Annotated in this window: 18 protein-coding genes; 1 reads left to right on the plus strand and 17 read right to left on the minus strand. The window is 46.4% G+C overall.

The features are described 5' to 3' along the window. A partial coding sequence (gene tnpC, locus BLP63_RS14565) for an IS66 family transposase (RefSeq protein WP_139159846.1) occupies positions 1–830 on the plus strand: 830 nt, incomplete at its 5' end. A 306-nt stretch (positions 831–1,136) separates the two neighbouring features. Here the strand turns inward: tnpC and BLP63_RS14570 are convergent. The 17 genes from BLP63_RS14570 to BLP63_RS14650 form a co-directional block, all read right to left on the minus strand. Further along, positions 1,137–2,072: a PilW family protein gene (locus BLP63_RS14570; protein WP_092592839.1), complete on the minus strand. Its 936-nt coding sequence runs from the start codon at positions 2,070–2,072 to the stop codon at positions 1,137–1,139. Between the two features lie 13 nt (positions 2,073–2,085). Beyond that, positions 2,086–2,457: a type II secretion system protein gene (locus BLP63_RS14575; protein WP_170829483.1), complete on the minus strand. Its 372-nt coding sequence runs from the start codon at positions 2,455–2,457 to the stop codon at positions 2,086–2,088. 79 nt (positions 2,458–2,536) lie between these two features. Next, positions 2,537–3,850, minus strand: coding sequence for a hypothetical protein (locus tag BLP63_RS14580; RefSeq protein WP_092592843.1), 1,314 nt, complete (start codon positions 3,848–3,850; stop codon positions 2,537–2,539). Positions 3,851–4,272: 422 nt separating this feature from the next. After that, on the minus strand, positions 4,273–4,695 hold the full coding sequence (locus BLP63_RS17235) for a competence type IV pilus major pilin ComGC (RefSeq protein WP_092592845.1): 423 nt from the start codon (positions 4,693–4,695) through the stop codon (positions 4,273–4,275). An 834-nt stretch (positions 4,696–5,529) separates the two neighbouring features. Continuing rightward, positions 5,530–6,297 carry a sigma-70 family RNA polymerase sigma factor gene (locus BLP63_RS14590; RefSeq protein ID WP_092592847.1) on the minus strand — a complete coding sequence of 256 codons (768 nt, stop codon included), beginning with the start codon at positions 6,295–6,297 and terminating at the stop codon, positions 5,530–5,532. A gap of 16 nt (positions 6,298–6,313) precedes the next feature. Continuing rightward, positions 6,314–7,519 (minus strand): type II secretion system F family protein, encoded by a 1,206-nt coding sequence (locus BLP63_RS14595; protein ID WP_092592849.1) that lies wholly within the window; start codon positions 7,517–7,519, stop codon positions 6,314–6,316. Positions 7,520–7,533: 14 nt separating this feature from the next. Continuing rightward, positions 7,534–8,595 (minus strand): type IV pilus twitching motility protein PilT, encoded by a 1,062-nt coding sequence (locus tag BLP63_RS14600; RefSeq protein WP_092592851.1) that lies wholly within the window; start codon positions 8,593–8,595, stop codon positions 7,534–7,536. A gap of 11 nt (positions 8,596–8,606) precedes the next feature. Continuing rightward, on the minus strand, positions 8,607–10,289 hold the full coding sequence (locus tag BLP63_RS14605; RefSeq protein WP_092592853.1) for a GspE/PulE family protein: 1,683 nt from the start codon (positions 10,287–10,289) through the stop codon (positions 8,607–8,609). A 65-nt stretch (positions 10,290–10,354) separates the two neighbouring features. Beyond that, on the minus strand, positions 10,355–11,542 hold the full coding sequence (locus BLP63_RS14610; protein ID WP_092592855.1) for an S-layer homology domain-containing protein: 1,188 nt from the start codon (positions 11,540–11,542) through the stop codon (positions 10,355–10,357). Beyond that, complete coding sequence (locus BLP63_RS14615) at positions 11,529–12,101, minus strand: PilN domain-containing protein (RefSeq protein ID WP_092592857.1); 573 nt, start codon at positions 12,099–12,101, stop codon at positions 11,529–11,531. Before BLP63_RS14615 ends, BLP63_RS14610 begins: the two co-directional genes overlap by 14 nt. Positions 12,102–12,115: 14 nt before the next feature. After that, positions 12,116–13,222: a type IV pilus assembly protein PilM gene (gene pilM / locus BLP63_RS14620; protein WP_092592859.1), complete on the minus strand. Its 1,107-nt coding sequence runs from the start codon at positions 13,220–13,222 to the stop codon at positions 12,116–12,118. Between the two features lie 13 nt (positions 13,223–13,235). Next, complete coding sequence (locus tag BLP63_RS14625) at positions 13,236–14,006, minus strand: prepilin peptidase (protein WP_242870931.1); 771 nt, start codon at positions 14,004–14,006, stop codon at positions 13,236–13,238. Positions 14,007–14,578: 572 nt separating this feature from the next. Then, complete coding sequence (udk, locus tag BLP63_RS14630) at positions 14,579–15,208, minus strand: uridine kinase (RefSeq protein WP_092592863.1); 630 nt, start codon at positions 15,206–15,208, stop codon at positions 14,579–14,581. Positions 15,209–15,213: 5 nt separating this feature from the next. After that, the gene (locus BLP63_RS14635; protein ID WP_092592865.1) at positions 15,214–16,449 is read right to left on the minus strand and encodes a peptidase U32 family protein; all 1,236 of its coding nucleotides are present in this window, start codon (positions 16,447–16,449) and stop codon (positions 15,214–15,216) included. Between the two features lie 15 nt (positions 16,450–16,464). Continuing rightward, complete coding sequence (locus tag BLP63_RS14640; protein ID WP_170829484.1) at positions 16,465–17,112, minus strand: O-methyltransferase; 648 nt, start codon at positions 17,110–17,112, stop codon at positions 16,465–16,467. 20 nt (positions 17,113–17,132) lie between these two features. Then, a complete protein-coding gene (mltG, locus tag BLP63_RS14645; RefSeq protein ID WP_092592869.1) occupies positions 17,133–18,203 on the minus strand; it encodes an endolytic transglycosylase MltG in 1,071 nt (356 codons plus the stop codon). A gap of 173 nt (positions 18,204–18,376) precedes the next feature. Beyond that, a complete protein-coding gene (locus BLP63_RS14650; RefSeq protein ID WP_092592871.1) occupies positions 18,377–18,715 on the minus strand; it encodes a YlbF family regulator in 339 nt (112 codons plus the stop codon). Positions 18,716–18,782: the final 67 nt, after the last annotated feature.

The raw sequence follows: 18,782 nt of genomic DNA on the forward strand, positions 1-18,782 counted from the left end.
TGCATGCTGACGAGACAACCCTTCAGGTGTTGAAGGAAGCGGGACGCACAGCTCAAAGCAAATCTTACATGTGGGTATTTGCCACTGGAGAGACCAGTCGGGCACCGATACGGATCTTCCGTTATAATGCCGGTCGAAATGGAAAGGTCGCTGCAGACTTTCTTGGAGACTACAAGGGGTACCTACATACAGATGGGTATTCTGGGTATGGCAAAGTGGAGGGAATCTCCCGGTGCGCCTGCTGGAGTCATGTAAGGCGCTATTTTGTGGATGCGCTGCCGAAAGACAGCAAAAATCCGGAATCCACATTGCCTAAGATTGGGATTGCCTATTGCAATAAGCTTTTCGATATAGAGAGCGACCTCAAAGCGCTAAGTCCTGAAGACAGAAAAACTAAACGCCTTGAACTGGAATTGCCGGTTCTGGAGGCCTTTTGGTCGTGGGTTGAAGACACATTGCCGAAAGTACTCTCGAAATCCAAGATTGGCAAGGCACTTCAATATGCCCTCAATCATAAAGACTGGTTAATGACCTACCTGAAAGACGGTAACTGCGCTATTTCAAACAACTTAGCCGAAAATAGCATCCGACCATTTACTGTTGGAAGAAAAAACTGGCTCTTCTCCGCGAGTCCGGCAGGTGCTGATGCCAGCGCTGTTGTATTTAGTATCGTCGAGACGGCCAAGGCAAATGGTCTCAATCCACACAAGTACTTGGAATATCTATTGCGCGAAATCCCATCCATGGAAATTGTGAAGAACAAAGAAGAGCTTGATTCCCTACTCCCCTGGGATCCGACAATCCAAGCAGCTTGTGCAGTTAGGAATTAACGAAGAAATATAGGTGGCCTCCTGGCTGCCTTTTTTTATTGGGCACAGATGATTATTAACCGCTTACATTCCAATTGGCGTAAAAAAAGAGTTGCTGTGAAACTAAATGTTCTAGTTTCGCAACAACTCCCTGCTTTTGATGAATTGTATAACAATTTCACCATCTTCGCTATTTGTACCTGTCACCCAAAACCCGGTATTACGCTGACTAATCCCTACAACCCTTGCAATCACTACATAAATTTATTAACAACTTCCGCAACTTCGCTGGCGGTGACAGGTACGGGCCATCTTGCGATGGACAGCTTACTCGATTGACCATTTACCACCGCTATAACTTAAAGTTGGTGTAACAATATAACCATCTGCATCATACAAATTTAACTTTATCTTATCACCGTTTGCAAAACTAGTAGGTTTATTCCCGACTTTAACAAATATTATTGAAATCTTATATTTGTTAAAACTAATTGTCTCAACATCTATATTAATATTAGATGAAGTAAGTGGTTGTCCATTGTTTCCTGCTGTTACCGAGGCAATGGTGATAGTGCTTTCATCAACGTTTTTGTTAAAGATGAATTCCACTCGTGAACTGTCGGCGATTAAACCTGGATCTTCAAAATCAATTATTGGAGCTTGTAGTTCAGTTCTAATAATTTCAGGGGTTTGATATGCTATAACATAGCCTGATGATCCATCAATTACATTAGGATTATTCATTAGAAATATTTCTGAATTTATTTCAAATGTACGTTGGCCATTTTCATCAGTTCCTCGAACGTAATATTCTAATTTATTTCCATTAACCACTTGAAATTCAATTGGATTACTACCTGATTTATTGTTTGTGAGCGTGAACTTTTGAGTTGCGCCTGCTTCTCGATTAAGTTTTACAATGGAATCATTGTCAGCGTCATATAAAACATATGTCCAACCTAATAATCTATTATCGGAATAGATTCCATTAGTTGAATCAAACACTAATAGATCGTCAATTAGATCTTCAAGATTTTCATCGAAAATCTCAATTGTTTTAGAATATCTTATTTCGTTTGTCATTGATTCAAGTGCAAAACGAACCTCATTCTGAGTATAATGTTGGTTGCTTCCATTTTTAAATGCTTTATTACCAAAAACAAACATATTAAATATACCAATCATTACAATTGAAATAAGCGCAACTACCATAATTAGTTCAACTAAAGTCACACCTTTTTTGTTGATATAAAATTTTCTCATTGTTCCAACCCCTTTATGAAGACGGGACTAAACTAGTCAACTTAACACTTCGGTCTGGTGCATAAAAAACTTCGATTTCAACTTTTTTAAGACCAGTTGGAATGCTTCCACCTGAAGCAACATTAATAGTAACATTATCACCATATCCCAGATCAATTTCGTCGTTACTGACGCTTGAAATAAGTGACGGCGTTTTATAGATTTCATCCATAATTACCATTGCATTATTATTCATAGCTTTTGTTTTATTGCCCATGCCAATTATATTTGCAAATCCACTAGTGAACAAAGCGAGGAAAAATGAAGCTATTAAACCAATTAGTGCGATAGAAATGATCAATTCAACTAATGTAAATCCGTTGGTTTGATTCAAATATTTTTTCATAACAACACCTCTTCTAAGGCGAATCATAATTTCTAAATTATTAAAACTATTTCGCCCCAAAATTACTATGGCTTACTCTTCATTTTTCATCCCAATATGGATCGCTAGTTCCGATAGTTTTTCCTATCCATTGGTCAAGTATTGGTACAATCGGATCTGTATCAGGTATAGGAATTAATAGCGGTTTAGAAGGATTAATGATATTGGTCATAAATCTACTACTGTTATCACTGATGTTATTCTTATTTATACTTACACCATTTTGGAAATAAAAATATCCTTTTTCATAATTCATCCCTATATCATCTGGAATTCTTAGTAAATAAGTTCCATCATCAGCTTTTATACCTTCTCCACCTATACGAACTATTCCATATTTTTTAGTTGCATCAAAATCTGATGAATATCCTGAATACGAAGTAATACTTACACTACTAGGATTAGATGGATTAATAAAAGTACGGTACCTATCAATTGATTCAAATCCTACTGCATAAGGATTAGGATCTTCAGGTGTTTCGGCATTTCCGAAATCCAGTTCTATTGGTGATCTATTGCTGCCGGTTCCATCAGGATTCGGGTAGTTTGGATCATATCCATTCGTTGCATCATTGTATGTTTTCTGTTGTAATACCTTATCTGAAATTGTAAAAATAATTTCATCTGAAGTTTTATTGGTCTCAATACCACCTAAAAAGAATAATAATTCGTTATCAAAAGTCAACGTTATACAATTAGTAACTTGACGAAGACTAATATTGTCATAATCATGGAGTACTATAACTGAAGCTTGAAATGTAGACGGATTTGATGAACCTTTCGGTGATTGAATTGTGTTTTTTGAGTTTGAGGTCTTTACAAAAACTTCATGACCTAAATATGATTCTCCAGAATTGTTCGGATTTATTGCTTTATCAAAATTTATACCAGTAAGCCAAATCCCACTTGCATCCGTTAATGTTCTCGTACCACCTAACATTCGAGTATAAGATACAATTCTAGAAGTAGACATATAACCATATGTCTCACCAGTTGCAGTAATTTTAATTTCACCCGAATACAAACCTTCACTGAATTCAATATCATAATTACCTACGCCTGTTATCGAATATGGATTTGTTACAAGAGTTTGTAATTCATCTACTAATTGTTTAACTGTTCCAATATAAGGAGTGGATAATTTGTTTTCTAAAATTTTCAGGCCGTGATGTACGCCAGACCGGGCAATATAATGGGCTTGAATTCTATTATTTTGCCATGAAGTTTGAGTTGTTTCTGCTCTACTTAAATTAACTAACAACACACCAAGAATAAACAATACCAAAAAAACCATAATTACTATTGGAAGAGCAGCACCTTTATTGTAATTAAAATAACGAAATACACGTCTCATATTATCCATCCTCTCAGAAACATGCTTATGTCTTTTTACTAATGAATGAGACTATTTGAATTCGTTACTTAACATACTGCGTTAAAATCATTAAGCAAACGAAAATCATTCAATTTTAAGAAAATTATGCATTTTGTGAATATGAATCAATTAATAATAAAGTACTTAAATTCAATTCAATAGGCTCACGTATTATAAAATGATTGAATCTATGTTAATTCTATATATTAATTTGACTTGATCAATCGAATTTAAATTGAATACTGAATTGCTAAATTCAAAACAAAATTCGCTCAATTATATACTATCAACTCACGCTATTATTAAAAATTTATTATAATCATACCCCAGTAGATTCAATTGATAATTTACTGGGGTATGAAAAAATTATATGATAAAATACAATTTAAAGTACTTAAAAATTACCAATCAACTTTTCCTGGAACAACTGTAATAGTAAACGTACTTCCTGCATCACCAGCCGCATTTTCAACAACGTCAACAGTATATGCTACACCCGCAGCAGTATCAGCTGCACTATTTGGATCTTGAGCCGCAGTTACAGCAATTGGTGTCTCTGGAACATTGCTAATATAGTCATTTGTTTCAAGGTAAGCCATATCAATGTCAGCAGCAGCATCACCATTTGCCAACGCTAATTGTGCAGCATCTTCGATCATCGCGACATTGGCATTATGTGCCTTTTGTTTAGCGCTTTCAGTAGCACCAAGAAATCTTGGCACAGCAATCAACGCCAAAATTCCCAAAATCGCAATAACAACAATCAGTTCAATCAACGTGAAGCCTTTCCTATTATGAATTCTCTTATTGAAAAATCTTAACATGTAAAACACCATCCTTTTCTTTTTAATTAATGTTTTTTCTTTTGCCCCTCTTTAAATCTTTTTTCTTTACGTACTACTCTTTTGTACTCTTTCCATCCTTGGGCAATTCATACCCATTCTTCAGCCCCATAAAACCCTGTGAAACCTTTAATTTATGGGCATTCCAACCAACTTATCTTACCCTCTGACGTCCACCCCCTTAACCGTTTTTTAGATGATGCTGATTTGAATGCATAGCTGGATGCTTCATACGTGGGTTGATCCAATCTTTTCTTTTTTTAAGCCTTTAGCCTTATGCCTTAATCTTTAAGCCTTCAGCCCTTTACCTTCAGCACACCCCTTGATCAAGCGCACCTCCAGCTGGATCCCCACACTATAGCAAGCCCTACCACGCCTGGTCTCCCCCGCAACATTAACCTGTGCAGCATTTTTTCTTCATCTGTACCTCATCATCCGGCCCCATGAAGCACCCGACTCCGCACCTACAACAAACATCCAGACACTTAATGCTCCAGAACAAACCAGGCGCTGTCCAAACTGCAACCACTACATTGGTGTTGGTTTAATAATGGCTCTTTCTATGCTTCGTCTAAACTGCTTCCCTGCTTCAACCCTTACAACCCTCAACCACCAAGCAACCTACTAACCTTGAACCTGTAGGACCAACCTCTCTCTTATTTTGCCCCGGTGTCAAATCTTTTAACGCTCTTACTCTCTGACACCGAAGCTGCACCCACCCGCCTCTGACATTCTTGACTAAGTTATACCGCTGAGTCAAACTTTCAGACACGCTTTGGGTCTTTTTCTTTAATTTTTTCTTTTCTTTTTTTCTTTTTATCCAGTATGATGCGCCCGAAACTCCTTAAACAACCCAGAGGCCTCCAGATCTTCCCCTTCCTCCTCCAAATCCTCGTTCATCTTCTCCAGGCTCTCATGCTTGATCCGGCTGACCTTTCTCTGAGATAGCCCCGTCCGGTCCGCCACTTCCTGCTGCGTAAGATCCTGGAAGAACAGCATCTGAATCACTTTTCTCTGTAGATCACTTAATCTTCTAAACGCATTTGCCAAAACAATCCTATCCTCAATAGGCAGCCTGAAGGACTCGTACTCGGTACTGTGAATCTTCGAGGTATCAATCTCATCAAAGCTCACAAGACCCGCCTTCATAACTTCCTCAATGGCGCTTTCCCGGACCTTTAGCTGCTCGGCAATATACTGCACGCTTGGCGCCTCGCCATTTTCTTTTACATAATCATCAATGGCTCTATCCACCTTGCCCTGCAGCTCCACGATACAGCCAGGCCGGTAATAGGACGCCTGCTTTCTCACCATATGCCGGATCTCCCCAATGATACAATGGGAGGCATAGGTGGTGAAGGCAGCGTCTTTTTTTGCGTCAAATTGCTTCAAGGCTTTCAACAAGCCTAAATAACCCGTCTGAGTGAGATCATCCCTGTCAAAGCCCTTGCCATAGAGATGGGCATAGTAACGGATCAGCTTCTGCGCTGCTAAGGTCAGTTGCTCTAAGGTCTGTTCGCCTGGATGGGCGAAATAATGCTGCGCTGCTTCGTCGAGGGACATTACCTTTTCCTTCTCACACATACGATCAACCTCATTCTTACTGAACGGTCTTCAGCATGTCAAACATAGGCATCATCATGGAAATGACTATGAAGCCAACTATGACACCCATGACCACAATCATCATTGGTTCCATGAAGGTCAGGAGACGCTGTACCTCGGTCTCGACTTCTTCGTCAAAGAAGTTCGCTGTCTTATCCAAAATGTCGTCCAGCGTACCGGACTCTTCCCCAATCTTGATCATATTATCCACCATCGGAGGAAAATATCCTGTTCTGCGGATTGGGACTGAGAGGGCGACGCCTTTTCGTACGTCTTCCTTGGAATCCACTATACTGTCTGCCACCACGGTATTGCCCACCGCGCCGGCGACGTTTTCCATAGCCTGTAGAAGCGGGATGCCGCTGGCCAGCAGTGTGGAAAGGGTGCGGCAGAATCTGGCGCTGATGACCTTGCGGGTGAGGCCTTTATAGAGGGGCAGACGCAGCTTGTAGCGGTCAATGGTTCGTCTGCCATCTGGCGTGGAGGCAAATCGCTTGAAGAGATACACCGCGGCCAGGATCACAAGAAGGTACACATACCAGAAATTCCTGAAAGAATTGCTGATGGCAAGGAGCAGCCTGGTCGGTGCCGGAAGGGGCACGCCGCTGCCTTCAAACATGCTTAAGAAGGTAGGCATGACAAAGGTCAGGAGGAAGACGACCACCGCTGTGGCGACAACGGATAACACCGCCGGATACACCATGGCGCTCTTGACTTTGTTGTTGACCTTAAACTCCTTCTCATAATGCGTCGCCATACGCTCCATGACGACGTCCAGACTTCCGCTGGCCTCCCCTGCCGCGACCATGTAGGTCATCAGGTTCGGGAAGACGTCGTTGTGCTTTTCCATAGCTTCTGAGAAGGTATAGCCTTTCTGGACATCCTCATAAAGGTCGCTGATGACCTGCTTGAACTTCTTGTGCTCCGTCTGCTGCCTTAAAATGTCCAGGGTGTTGACTATGGTAACGCCGGCATTGAGCATGGTGGAGAACTGCCTTCCGAAGACGGCGATCTGCTTGATGCTGACTTTGTTTAAGAGATTGATATCCTTGATGTCTTTTTGAATGACTTCCTCGACACTGACGGGATAGTACTGCCGCTCCTTCAGGCGAACGATCATTTCGCCGTGGGTATTGGCCGTTTCAGTGCCTTCCAAAGTGGCGCCGTTTGGGGTAAGTACCTTAAATTTGTAAACTGGCATTCGGCATCACTCCTTTAATAGATCGTGCCCAGCTGACCTTTGACATAGTCGAAATCCATGGCGTGGGATTGACAGGAGTCCCTGGAGATCACGCCTTGCTTGTAAAGACTCAGAAGTGAGTTGTCCATGGTCTGCATGCCAAACTTGGAGCCGGTCTGGATATTCGTCTGAATCTGGTGGGTCTTGCCCTCGCGGATCAGGTTGCGGATAGCGTTGGTGGTGGTCATGACCTCAAAGGCCCCTACCCTGCCCTTCATGGCTTTCTTGGAGAGCAGCTGCTGGGAGATAATGCCTTCTATGACCGCCGCCAGCTGAACCTTGATCTGCTCCTGCTGATAAGGCGGGAAGACGTCAATGATACGGTCCATGGTGTTCGCAGCACCTAAGGTATGCAGCGTGGAAAGCACAAGGTGACCGGTCTCAGCGGCGGTGACCGCAATGGAGATGGTCTCAAGGTCACGCATCTCGCCCACCAGGATGACATCCGGGTCTTCACGGAGGGCAGCTCTCAGGCCGTTGGCAAAGCTGCCGGTATCCGCGCCCACTTCCCTCTGGTTGACAATACTTTTGTTGTGCTTGTGAAGGTACTCAATAGGATCCTCCAGCGTCAGGATGTGACAGCTGCGCTCGGAGTTGATCAGATCGATCATGGATGCCAAAGTGGTAGATTTACCGGAGCCCGTCGGTCCCGTGACCAGGATGAGGCCCCGTTTCTTTTTGGCCAGATCAGAAACTACAGGCGGAAGACCCAGCTCCTCAAGGCTTGGGATCCGGCCGTAAACGACGCGGAAGGCGAGGCCATAGCTGCCCCTTTGCCTGTAAGCGTTGACACGGAAGCGGCCCACGTTGGGATAAGAGAAGGAGTAGTCCAGCTCCCCTTTGTCTTCGAGAATTTCAAATTGATGGCTCTTCATGGTCTCTTTGACCATGTTCAGCGTGTCGTCCGGCATGAGCGGCGTGTCCGTGAGCTTGACGAGCTCTCCGTCCAGGCGCATGATGGGCGGCTGTCCAACAGTGATATGAAGATCCGAGGCCTTGCTCTTCACGGCCTGGTCCAAATAGGTTAATATGCTCATCACACTACCTCCTAGTCGAGAGAATACGTCATTCTGAGTAGTTCGTCCACGGTGGTGACCCCTTCAATAACCAGCTGCTTACAGCTTTCCCTGAGGGTTGTCATGCCATGCTCCAGTGCTACGGCTTTGATCTGGTCAATAGGTTTATGGGCGTCAATCATAGATTTGATGCTGTCGTACATAGGCAGGATTTCGTGAATCGCGATCCGGCCTTTGTAGCCCGTATGGTTACAGACGTTACAGCCTGTCCCTTTATGCAGGACATCCCCGTTTTTCATATCCAGGAGCAGTTTATCCTTTTCCGTTGGTTCATAGCTGGTCTTGCAGTTGTAGCAGACCCGCTTGACGAGACGCTGGGCCATGATGCCCACCACGGAGCTTGAGACCATGAAAGGTTCAATGCCCATGTCCATGAGACGGGAAATCGTGGATACCGAGTCGTTGGTATGGATGGTGCTGAGCACCAAGTGACCGGTAATGGCCGCTCTGACCGCGATCTGGGCTGTCTCCTGGTCCCGGATCTCACCAATCATGATGATGTCCGGGTCCTGACGGAGGATGGATCTGAGGCCGCTGGCAAAGGTCAGGCCCGCTTTCACGTTGACCTGGGACTGGTTGACACCGTTCAGCCGGTATTCCACCGGGTCTTCCACGGTGATGATGTTGTGGTTGATCTGATTGAGCTCATTCAGCGTCGCGTACAGCGTCGTGGTTTTACCGGAGCCTGTAGGCCCTGTGACCAGAATGATCCCGTGGGGATGCTGAATGATTTTTTCGTATAGCCTGAGGTTCTTTTCAGTGAAGCCCAGCTCGTTTTTGGTGAGGAGCACACTGCTGCGGTCCAGGAGACGGATAACGACTTTTTCACCGTAGACTGTAGGCATGATGGAAATACGCATATCGACTTCTTTACCGTCAATGACCATTTCGACGCGGCCGTCCTGAGGGACCCGCTTTTCCGCAATGTTCATTTTGCCCATGATCTTGATCCGGGTGACAATGGCCGAGTGGCTGATTTTCTCCGGGCTCATGATCTCTTGAAGCTCCCCGTCCAGACGGAAGCGGATTCTAAGATTCCGCTCCAGAGGCTCAATGTGAATGTCACTGGCTTTCATCTTGATGGCCTGCTTGATGACCGAGTTCAGGAGCTTGACCACCGGCGCGTTTTCCACGTTGGCCAGGATCTCGTCATCCATGAACTCTGAAAAGTCTGAGGCGTAGGTCTCACTGAATTCCTCCAGGGCCTTCTCCGCGCTCTCCTTCTCATAATAGAGCCCTATGGCGTTTATGATCTCGAGCCTTGTGGAAATGACCGGCTCCACATTCAGGCCAGTGGCCAGTTTGATGTCATCAATGGCGAAGATGTTCAGCGGATCCGCCATGGCCACCGTCAGGACATTGTCCTTGTACTTGATGGGAATCAGTACGTGGCGGCGGGCAAGCTTCTCTGAAATCATCCGCGGCACTTCCGGAGGGATGTACGTCTTTTCCAGTTCCACATGAGGGATGCCAAGCTGAAATTCCAGGGCATCCGAGATCTGGCCCTCGTCCACATGCCCAAGCTCTATCAGGACCTCACCAATTTTACGTCCGCTCTTCTTTTGTATTTCGAGTGCACTATCGAGCTGCTCCGGTGTAATGAGTCCAACATCGATCAGCAAATCTCCGAGACGCCTGTTTCTGGATTTTTTCATCTGAATGCCTCCGGGTGTGAGATCTCTCTGTAGGGTTCAGTTAATTGCTTATTGCTGTCCGGGCGTTACTGCTGCAGCGTGTTCAGGAAATAAACCGCTTCAGCCCGGGTCATGAAGGCGTCCTTGTTGTCAAGGCCAGCTGAAACGTGGCCCGTGTCCGCCTGGATTTTTGTCGCTTCCGTCGTCCAACTGAAGTCCGGCTTTTCAAGCACCTTCTGCATGACAAGGTCAAATTCCTCGTAGGAGATTGGATTGTTCGGTCTTAAAGTGCCATCCTCATAACCAATGATGTATTCACTGAGGTAGCCCTTAAAAATCGCTTTAGCCATGACGCTTTCATAGCGGCCAAGCTCCATGTAGTCCGTAAACTCCGTCAGATCCACCGGTTGTGCTGGCGTAGGCCATTCAAAGAGACCGTCCAGAAGGATGATCACTTCGCCCCGTGTCAGCGGCATGTCCGGATAGAACAGGTTGTTGGCGTCGCCATAGATCAAGCGCTGCCTGCCAAAATTGTCAATGGCGCTCTCCGCCCAGTGACCGGTGATATCCGCGAACTTCACATAAACTGGCTGTGCCGCGGTGATGCTGTCGCTCTTCATGATGTAGCGCGTCCCTATAAACGGCTCACCAGGAAGCGGTGTGAACGGATTGCCCTTGACAAAGGTATCTTTATTGAACCAGACCACCAGGTTGTCCGAAGCCTTGGTCATGTCAGACAGGTCGTGGAGCTCCATGGAAATCTGGCCGGACAGCGCCGTGGTCTCGCCTTTAGCCATGTTGAGCCCGGATACCATGATCCGGTTGTCAAACTTCCAGATGGCCTTCAGCAGATTCCACAGGGACGTATACTCCCCTTCATAAGCCACTTGCACCGTCTGCAGCTTCGCCTGTCCCCCCTCGACTTCGAGGTTCTCCGGCTCCGCAAAGTTCAGGGAAACGTCTTTGATCCCCGGCGTCTTCAGCAGCTCATTGTACAGCAGGATAATCTCTTCCTGCTCTTCCACCAGGCTGAAGTACTTTTTGCCGATGGTCTGTATTTCCCCATCCAGCGCCGCCCACTCCGTATTGAGCTGTGCCAGCGTCTGGTCTATAGTCTCCAGCTCTGTCTTTTTGGCCTGCCAGTCATCCCTGACGGCTTCCTTTTCATCCAGCGCTGCCCACTGCGGGGTCACGACATACTTAAAAGTGAAATAGCCTATGACAGCGAAGACAAGGACGAGGAGAAGGAGTTTTTCACGGTTAGTTAGACGCATCTTCACCGACTCCTTTCACGCTCAACGTCATGGTAAAATCATAGAATCCTGTTTCCGTGTTGTTGATGCTTCGTACTAAGAGATTCTCAAAGCGCTGGGTGTTCCTCAGGTTGAACTCCAGCTCCGCAATGGCCGGCTTGTTGGTGGCCGAACCGGAAATCTGAATTTCCTTACCAGGGTTCAGGGCCATATTCTTGATCTCAAGATCTCTTGGCACCGTGCCCATCAGGCTGAACAGGAACGGCTCGTCCAGCCACTCCTGGCCCGTGAGGACCGTATCCATGTTCTTGAGGGTCTCCAGTCTCACCTTGCCGTCAATGATCCCCGCCCGCATCATGTCCGCTTCAGCGAGAAGCGGATATTTTGGATGGTTCAGCACATCTGCCTGAAGGATATCAATTTCAGAATCCAGCATGAAGCTCTGGACGAGGTTGAACACCGGCAGCGCGGCAACTATAATTACCAACAGGGCTATGATTAATGGATAGTTGACATTGCTTGTACTGCTGCTCTTGCGGTTACGATCCACATAGGGTTCAAAAAAGTTATAATCTCTCATGTGCGCCAGCCCCCCTAACGTCGGATCATAGCGCCAAGGGCGTTGACAAATGGCGTCATGGTCTTGGCGGTGGAGTTTTGTATAGTGACGTTGGTGATGCTTTTGATGCGCGTCGTTGGAATGCTGAAAGTATCTTGCAAATACTTGTCCAGTCCTTCCATCTGAGACGCGCCGCCATAGATATAGATCTTGTCAATGGCATTGCCTGCGCCGCGGCTCGTATGGAACTTGAAGATCCGTTCGATCTCATTGATCCAGGAATCCACCACGTTCTTGACAATGTTGCGGATCCGCATGGTTTCTTCATCCAGCATCAAGAGATGGGCTTCCTCCTGATTGTAAACCTCGCTGATATCCACCAGTTCGACTTTTTTCTCTTCCGCTTCCCGCTTAGTGTAGTCCAGGAAGCTGATGAGGCTTGAATCAAGGGCTTCCGAGCCCTGGGCAATCAGACGGTTGAACTTATACTGTCCTTTGTCGAAAATGACGACATTGATGTGACTGTAGCCAAAGTCAATGACGGCGACAGATTTCGAAGTCGCGTCCGCATCCCCATTGATCAGGAATCCCCCTTGAAGGAGCTTGTCAATGGAATTGGACTGAAGGTCCAGAACGTGGGCATTCAGGTCGACGGCGTGAAGCATGTCAAAATAGCTCCTTGCCATTTCCTTAGGCATAGCCGCAGCCAGCAGTCTGGTCTTCTTGACATCATCCTCCTCAAAAGTCTCAATAATTTTGGACTGGACAATATATTCATTCATTTCAATAGGCATATACTGCTGAACCTCAAATTCCAGCATTTTGTTCATCTGATCCTCATTCGTTGAGGGGAGCGTAATCTCACGGGTAATGATTTCACTGTTCTCCACAGAGCAGATGACGTAAGCCGGCTTGATTTTTTCGCTTTTAATAAATTCCTTGAAATGATTCTTCAGCAGCTCGAAATCTATAATTCTCCCCTTCTCCACACTGCCAAACGGTGTCGGGATTTCAAGTGCCCTATCTACATTAATGGTGCTTTTGCTGACCTTCCCCAGAACAAATTTGGTCGTATGCTGACCGAAGTCCAGGGATAAAATTTCTTTGCCCTGCAGTTTGATTTCTTTAGGCTTCTTCATCATGACAGCCCCCCTCTCATACGGATAAATGCAAATACCAAAGGATGAGTTCGTTGCCAAATAGCGAGGTTAAGTATGCGGCGAGTGCTATGAAAGGACCAAAGGGAATCGCTTCCTTTCTGCCTTTTATTTTGAATGCCAGAAGCGCTACTGAGATCAGGGCGCCACTGATAAAAGAGAGCATCATGAGAAGTAAAAGGTGTTTCCAGCCAAACCAGAGTCCCAGGACCGCCATGAGCTTGATGTCCCCGCCCCCCATGCCGCCGTTTGATACCACCGCGATCAGGAGAAACAGACCGCCGCCCAGGAGAAAGCCAATACCTCTTGGAACGAGCGCTGAAAAGCCTTCATTTGGGACAATGACGGCAGCGAGATAGACCAGGCCAAGAAGGCCTAAGATCAATGTCAGTCCGTCTGGGATAATTTGAAGGTCATAATCAATCATGGTCATGACAATCAGGATCAAAGTCATCAGAGCAAAAAACAGAAATGCCAGATTAAGTCCCAGAAAGTGAAACTGAAGGGTGACAAGCAGCGCTGTCATCAGCTCCACCATAGGATAACGTGCGGAGATCTTCGAGCCGCAGGTACGACACTTGCCGCCGAGGAAAAGATAGCTGAACAGCGGCACCAGATCATAGGCTTTCAGCTTTGTACCGCAGTTCGTGCAGTGGGAGCCCGGAAAAACTATGGACATCTCTTTGGGGATCCTGTAAATGCAGACGTTTAAAAAGGACCCAGCCAAAAGACCGTAGGTGAAGACAAGGATGTAAAGCGCGATTTCCACAAAGGACCTCCTAAAGCACATGATGTAAAAACACTCTTATGTTTGCTTATTCCCTTTTTTAGGATTTTTAATAATAGTTTGTGGCATAGATTGTGTTTTTTTTAATAATTTTTTAAGAACATAATTTGTCGAAAAATGACGTTTTGTCACGAACGATGTCAACTTATGGTTTATATTCGCTTTATATGCCCAAATTCCTCTTTAATTAACATAAAATATATATTAAATTTTTTGTGATTTTGAATGGGTTTGTTCGATTTGCGAAGATATAAGGGAAAAAAGGGCAATGCTAAGTCAATATCCAATTTTAATATTTTCATTATCATTATTGCTAAAGGATTAACGATGTTAAAATGGCTGTAACATAGCTGATCAGCAAACTTTAACTAATTATAGAACAATATGAACAAAATACAACCCCTTTAGCCTTAATACTTTGATAATATTATGTAAAATTGTATAAGCAAAAACATCCCAGCTATAGAAAAATTCTATAGCTGGGATTAGATTCTGCTGAACGTACAATTAAATTAAATGGCGCTTACTGTATCCCTCTTCTATTTTTTGAGGGGTTACTGATATTTGTCGGAAATAACCTGGCGTACCTTGGAGACCATGATATCAATGGCCACTTTGTTGTAGCCGCCTTCAGGGATGATCAGATCCGCATACTTTTTCATAGGTTCAATAAATTGGTCATGGGCGGGCTTTACCGTGGTCAGGTATTGCTTTATGACCGCGTCCAGAGTTCTTCCCCGCTCCTCAATATCCCTGACAATGCGGCGGATGATCCGGACATCCGCATCTGTGTCCACAAAGATCTTAATGTCCATGAGCTCTCTGAGTCGTCTGTCTTCCAGAATCATGATGCCCTCCAGAATGATGATGTCTTTAGGCTCAATGGGAATAGTCTCCTTGATGCGGTTGTGGATGGAGAAGTCATACTGGGGCTGCTCAATGGCATGGCCGTCCAGCAGCGCCTTCAGATGGTCGATTAAAAGCTCATTGTCAAAAGCCAGCGGATGGTCATAGTTGGTCTTGACCCGCTCATCAAAGCTGAGGTTTGACTGGTCTTTGTAATAGGCGTCCTGCTGGAGTATAGCAATGTTCTTTTCCGGCAGAGATTCAAAGATGGCTCTCGCTACGGTGCTTTTACCGGACCCTGTCCCGCCTGCAATGCCAATCAGAATTGGTCGACTCATGACCTTCAGTCCCCTTCCCTTTCACGTCTGAGAATATCCAGTGGCTGTACCGGCTGGTCCATTTTCATTTTCAGGATCATCTGCGCGTGAGGCGCGCTCTCAATGGGCTCATCCTTGTCGTTCAGCATGATCTCAATCTTTTGGTGGTAATCGCCTTCCGCCTGACGCATGACCTCAATTTCCTCACCGATCAGCATGCGGTTGCGCTGTTCAATGGTGGCAAGCTTTGTCTCAGGGTCATAGTCCCTGACCACCCCCACAAAGTCATAGCCTCTGACATAACTCGAATTGTGATAAAGCTGGTCATTCTTATCAGGTTTGTCAAAAAAGAAACCTGTAGTGAACTCCCTGTGACTGGCCTTCTGAATTTCCTTCAGGTCTTCCGGATCGAAGGTGTAATACTCCGGATCCGCATAGTAGCGGTCAATGGCTCTGCGGTAAACCCGGATAATATTGGCGACATAATAGATGCTCTTCATTCTGCCTTCAATCTTGAGGCTGACCAGGCCGGACTGGATCAGCTCCGGAATGTAGCCAATCATGCACAGGTCTTTGGAGTTGAAGAAAAAGGTGCCCTGGTCCGTCTCCTCCACAGGATAGAACTCGTTTGGACGCTTCTCCTCCACCAGGCGGTACTTCCAGCGGCAGGCCTGAGCGCAGTCTCCCCGGTTGGCGTCACGGTCTGCCATGTAGTTTGAAAGCAGACATCTTCCTGAGTAGGAAATGCACATGGCACCGTGGATAAAGGACTCAAACTCTAAAGTCTCAGGGGACATTGAAATAGTCTCGGAGATTTCCTTAAACGAAAGCTCCCTGGCCAGAATGACTCTGGACACGCCCTGGGCATGCCAGAACTTGGCGCTCATAAAATTGGTATTGTTGGCCTGAGTGCTCAGGTGAATTTCATAGTTGGGAAGCTTTTCCTTAACCATCATCATAGTGCCCGGGTCAGATAAAATCAGGGCGTCAAACGGAATCTTGCCTATGTCTTCAATATAGGCATCAAGGGCCTCCAGATCCTCATTGTGAGGAATGATGTTGAGGGTCAGGTAGACCTTTTTGCCCCGCTCGTGGGCATAGGCCACACCCACCTGCATATCCTCAAAGGAAAAATTCTTCGCGCTGGCCCTGAGACCAAAGGTCTGACCCCCAATATACACCGCGTCCGCGCCGTAGTGGAGGGCAAATTTCAATTTTTCAAGGTCTCCCGCAGGTGCGAGGAGCTCGACTTTTTTTTGCATGGGGATTTTCCTTCCTTAGGTGCTGTGTGTTTTGTAAAGTGAGACCGCAAATCCATCCCCCACCGGAATCAGTGAGGTGAAGAAGTCTTCATGGGCCATCAGATAAGTTAGGTAGGCCTTCAGGTTTTTGGCTATGGTTTTGTAGCGCTTGTCTGCGGCGGCGTCACTGGCGATCAATCCCCTGAAAAGCACATTGTCTGAGATCACCAGGGCGCCGGGCGCCAGCATAGGCGTGACTAAATCAAAATAAGTCTTGTAGTGACTCTTGGCGGCGTCTATGAAAACAAGGTCATAATGCGCGTCAGGCTCGTGGTTCTTTAAAACCTCCGCTGCGTCCCCGGCCAGCTGCTCAAAGATGACCCTGGTCTGAAGCTTTTCGAAAGTATCCGAAGCTTTCTGAATCATTTCAGGACTCTTTTCAATGGTGGTGATGAGTCCGTCCTCCATGGCCATAGCCATGCGAACGGCGGAATAACCAATAGCGGTACCAATTTCAAGGACGCGCTTTGGCTTTTTTAAAGCCGTCAGCAGCTCAAGAAGCTGGGCGCTTTCCGGCTGAAGGATGGGGACACGGTGCTCGGCGGCGTAGTCTTCAAGATACAAGAGAAAAGGATCCACTGTAGGCGTCAGGGCCTGCAGGGCAGCCACGAGGGCCGGGTTCACAATGTTCTCCCCCGCCCCCATCAGTTAAGCTTACTCCGTTCAATGGCCTGGAGGTGCTCTTCATAGGTCTTTGAGAAGTAATGGGAGCCGTCGCCAAGGTTCGTGGTGACAAAATAGAAGTATTCCGTCTCCTCCGGGTACAGCGCTGCCTTGAGGGAAAGCTCTCCTGGAGAAGCGATAGGCGCTGGTGGCAGTCCAGGGAATTTATACGTGTTGTAGGGACTCTCAATGGCAATGTCCGCGTTTGAAAGGACGGGCTTTCGCTCTCCAAGGATGTACTGGACTGTAGCACAGGACTGGAGGGCCATACGGGTCTCGAGGCGGTTGTAGAAGACGCCGGCGACTACGGGCCGCTCCTCGTGGACCATGGCTTCCCGTTCGACAATGGAGGCTAAAGTGACGATTTCCCGGACAGTCATTCCGAGCTCGTTTGCCCGTTCGTAATACTCAGGTTTAAAGACCTCGTCAAATTTTTGCAGCATGGCGTCTATGATCTCGTGTTCACTGGTGCCGACTTCAAAGGTATAGGTCGCCGGGAACAAAAAGCCTTCCAGATTTGTCTCTCTGTCTTCAGGCGACAAAAAGGCATAGTCGAAGTCACCGGACTTGAGTTCGCTCAGGAAGGTGTCTGGGTCAGCATGACCATCGGCCACCAGCCTTTCTATGATTTGGACGACCTCAAAGCCTTCCGGGATCGTGACCTTGAATTCATCCCGGAAAACCGCGCCGCCCGCGAGGACTTTGACCACTTCCTCTGCGGTCATAGCCTTTGACAGCTGGTATTTTCCCGCCTGAAGGGCGGACGCCGCGTCCAGGGCCTTGACTTTGCTGACAAAAGCCTCAGCGCTGCGGATCAGACCCGCTTCCTCCAGCATGGCGCCAATGGACTTTGCCGTGGCGCCGGAAGGAATCTCCACCAGGGTCATTTCAGCGGAGGCGGGATCCACGGCTGTGAAGTCCTGCTCAGGGACGCAGCCGGTCAGTGAGAATAAGACGATCAGCAGGATCAACAGGCTGACATATTTTTTTGCTGAATGCCTCACCGAACGTGTTGTGGAGAGATTTTTTGAATGCCTCATTGAATAGCTCACTTGAACACCTCACTTGAATACCTCTCTTGAATACCTCACTTGAATACCTCGAAAGGTCAGCTGACGACTTGGGGAGAGCCGCTCACGCAAAGACAAACCCAGCCAGCCTGGGGGCGTGCTAAGTTTGTCTGTGATTGCCTGTGTCGACCTGAATGCCGGTATAAAACTTCTATTTATTGTAATTTCTCTACTTCCATGACATCACTTAAGATCTTGGAGACGTCCTGCATCATCAGGGAGAAGCGCATCTCCGCGGTGAGAAAGTCCCGGGCAAGGGGGTCAACGGAGGCAGTTTCTGCCAGCTTCTGGAGCTGCTTCATTTCAAACTCTGAGGGTGTCTCGCCTGAGAGCTGTTTTTTCTGGAGCTCGAACTGCTTGGCGTGAAAATCATCAATCATCTTTTTGACCGGTTCGTGGGTCTTGATGGCGGTCTCCATGTGTTTATAGTTTTTGTATTCCTCGCTGTTCTTGATGGCATGGGCGAGGGTATTGGCTGCGTCATAGACGTTCATGGGATAGGGTCTCCTCTCGTTTATGCCGATTGTTGCTGCTGGCTATCCGTTATGGGTTAGGGGTTAT

The organism is Acidaminobacter hydrogenoformans DSM 2784 (assembly GCF_900103005.1).
Taxonomy (GTDB): domain Bacteria; phylum Bacillota; class Clostridia; order Peptostreptococcales; family Acidaminobacteraceae; genus Acidaminobacter; species Acidaminobacter hydrogenoformans.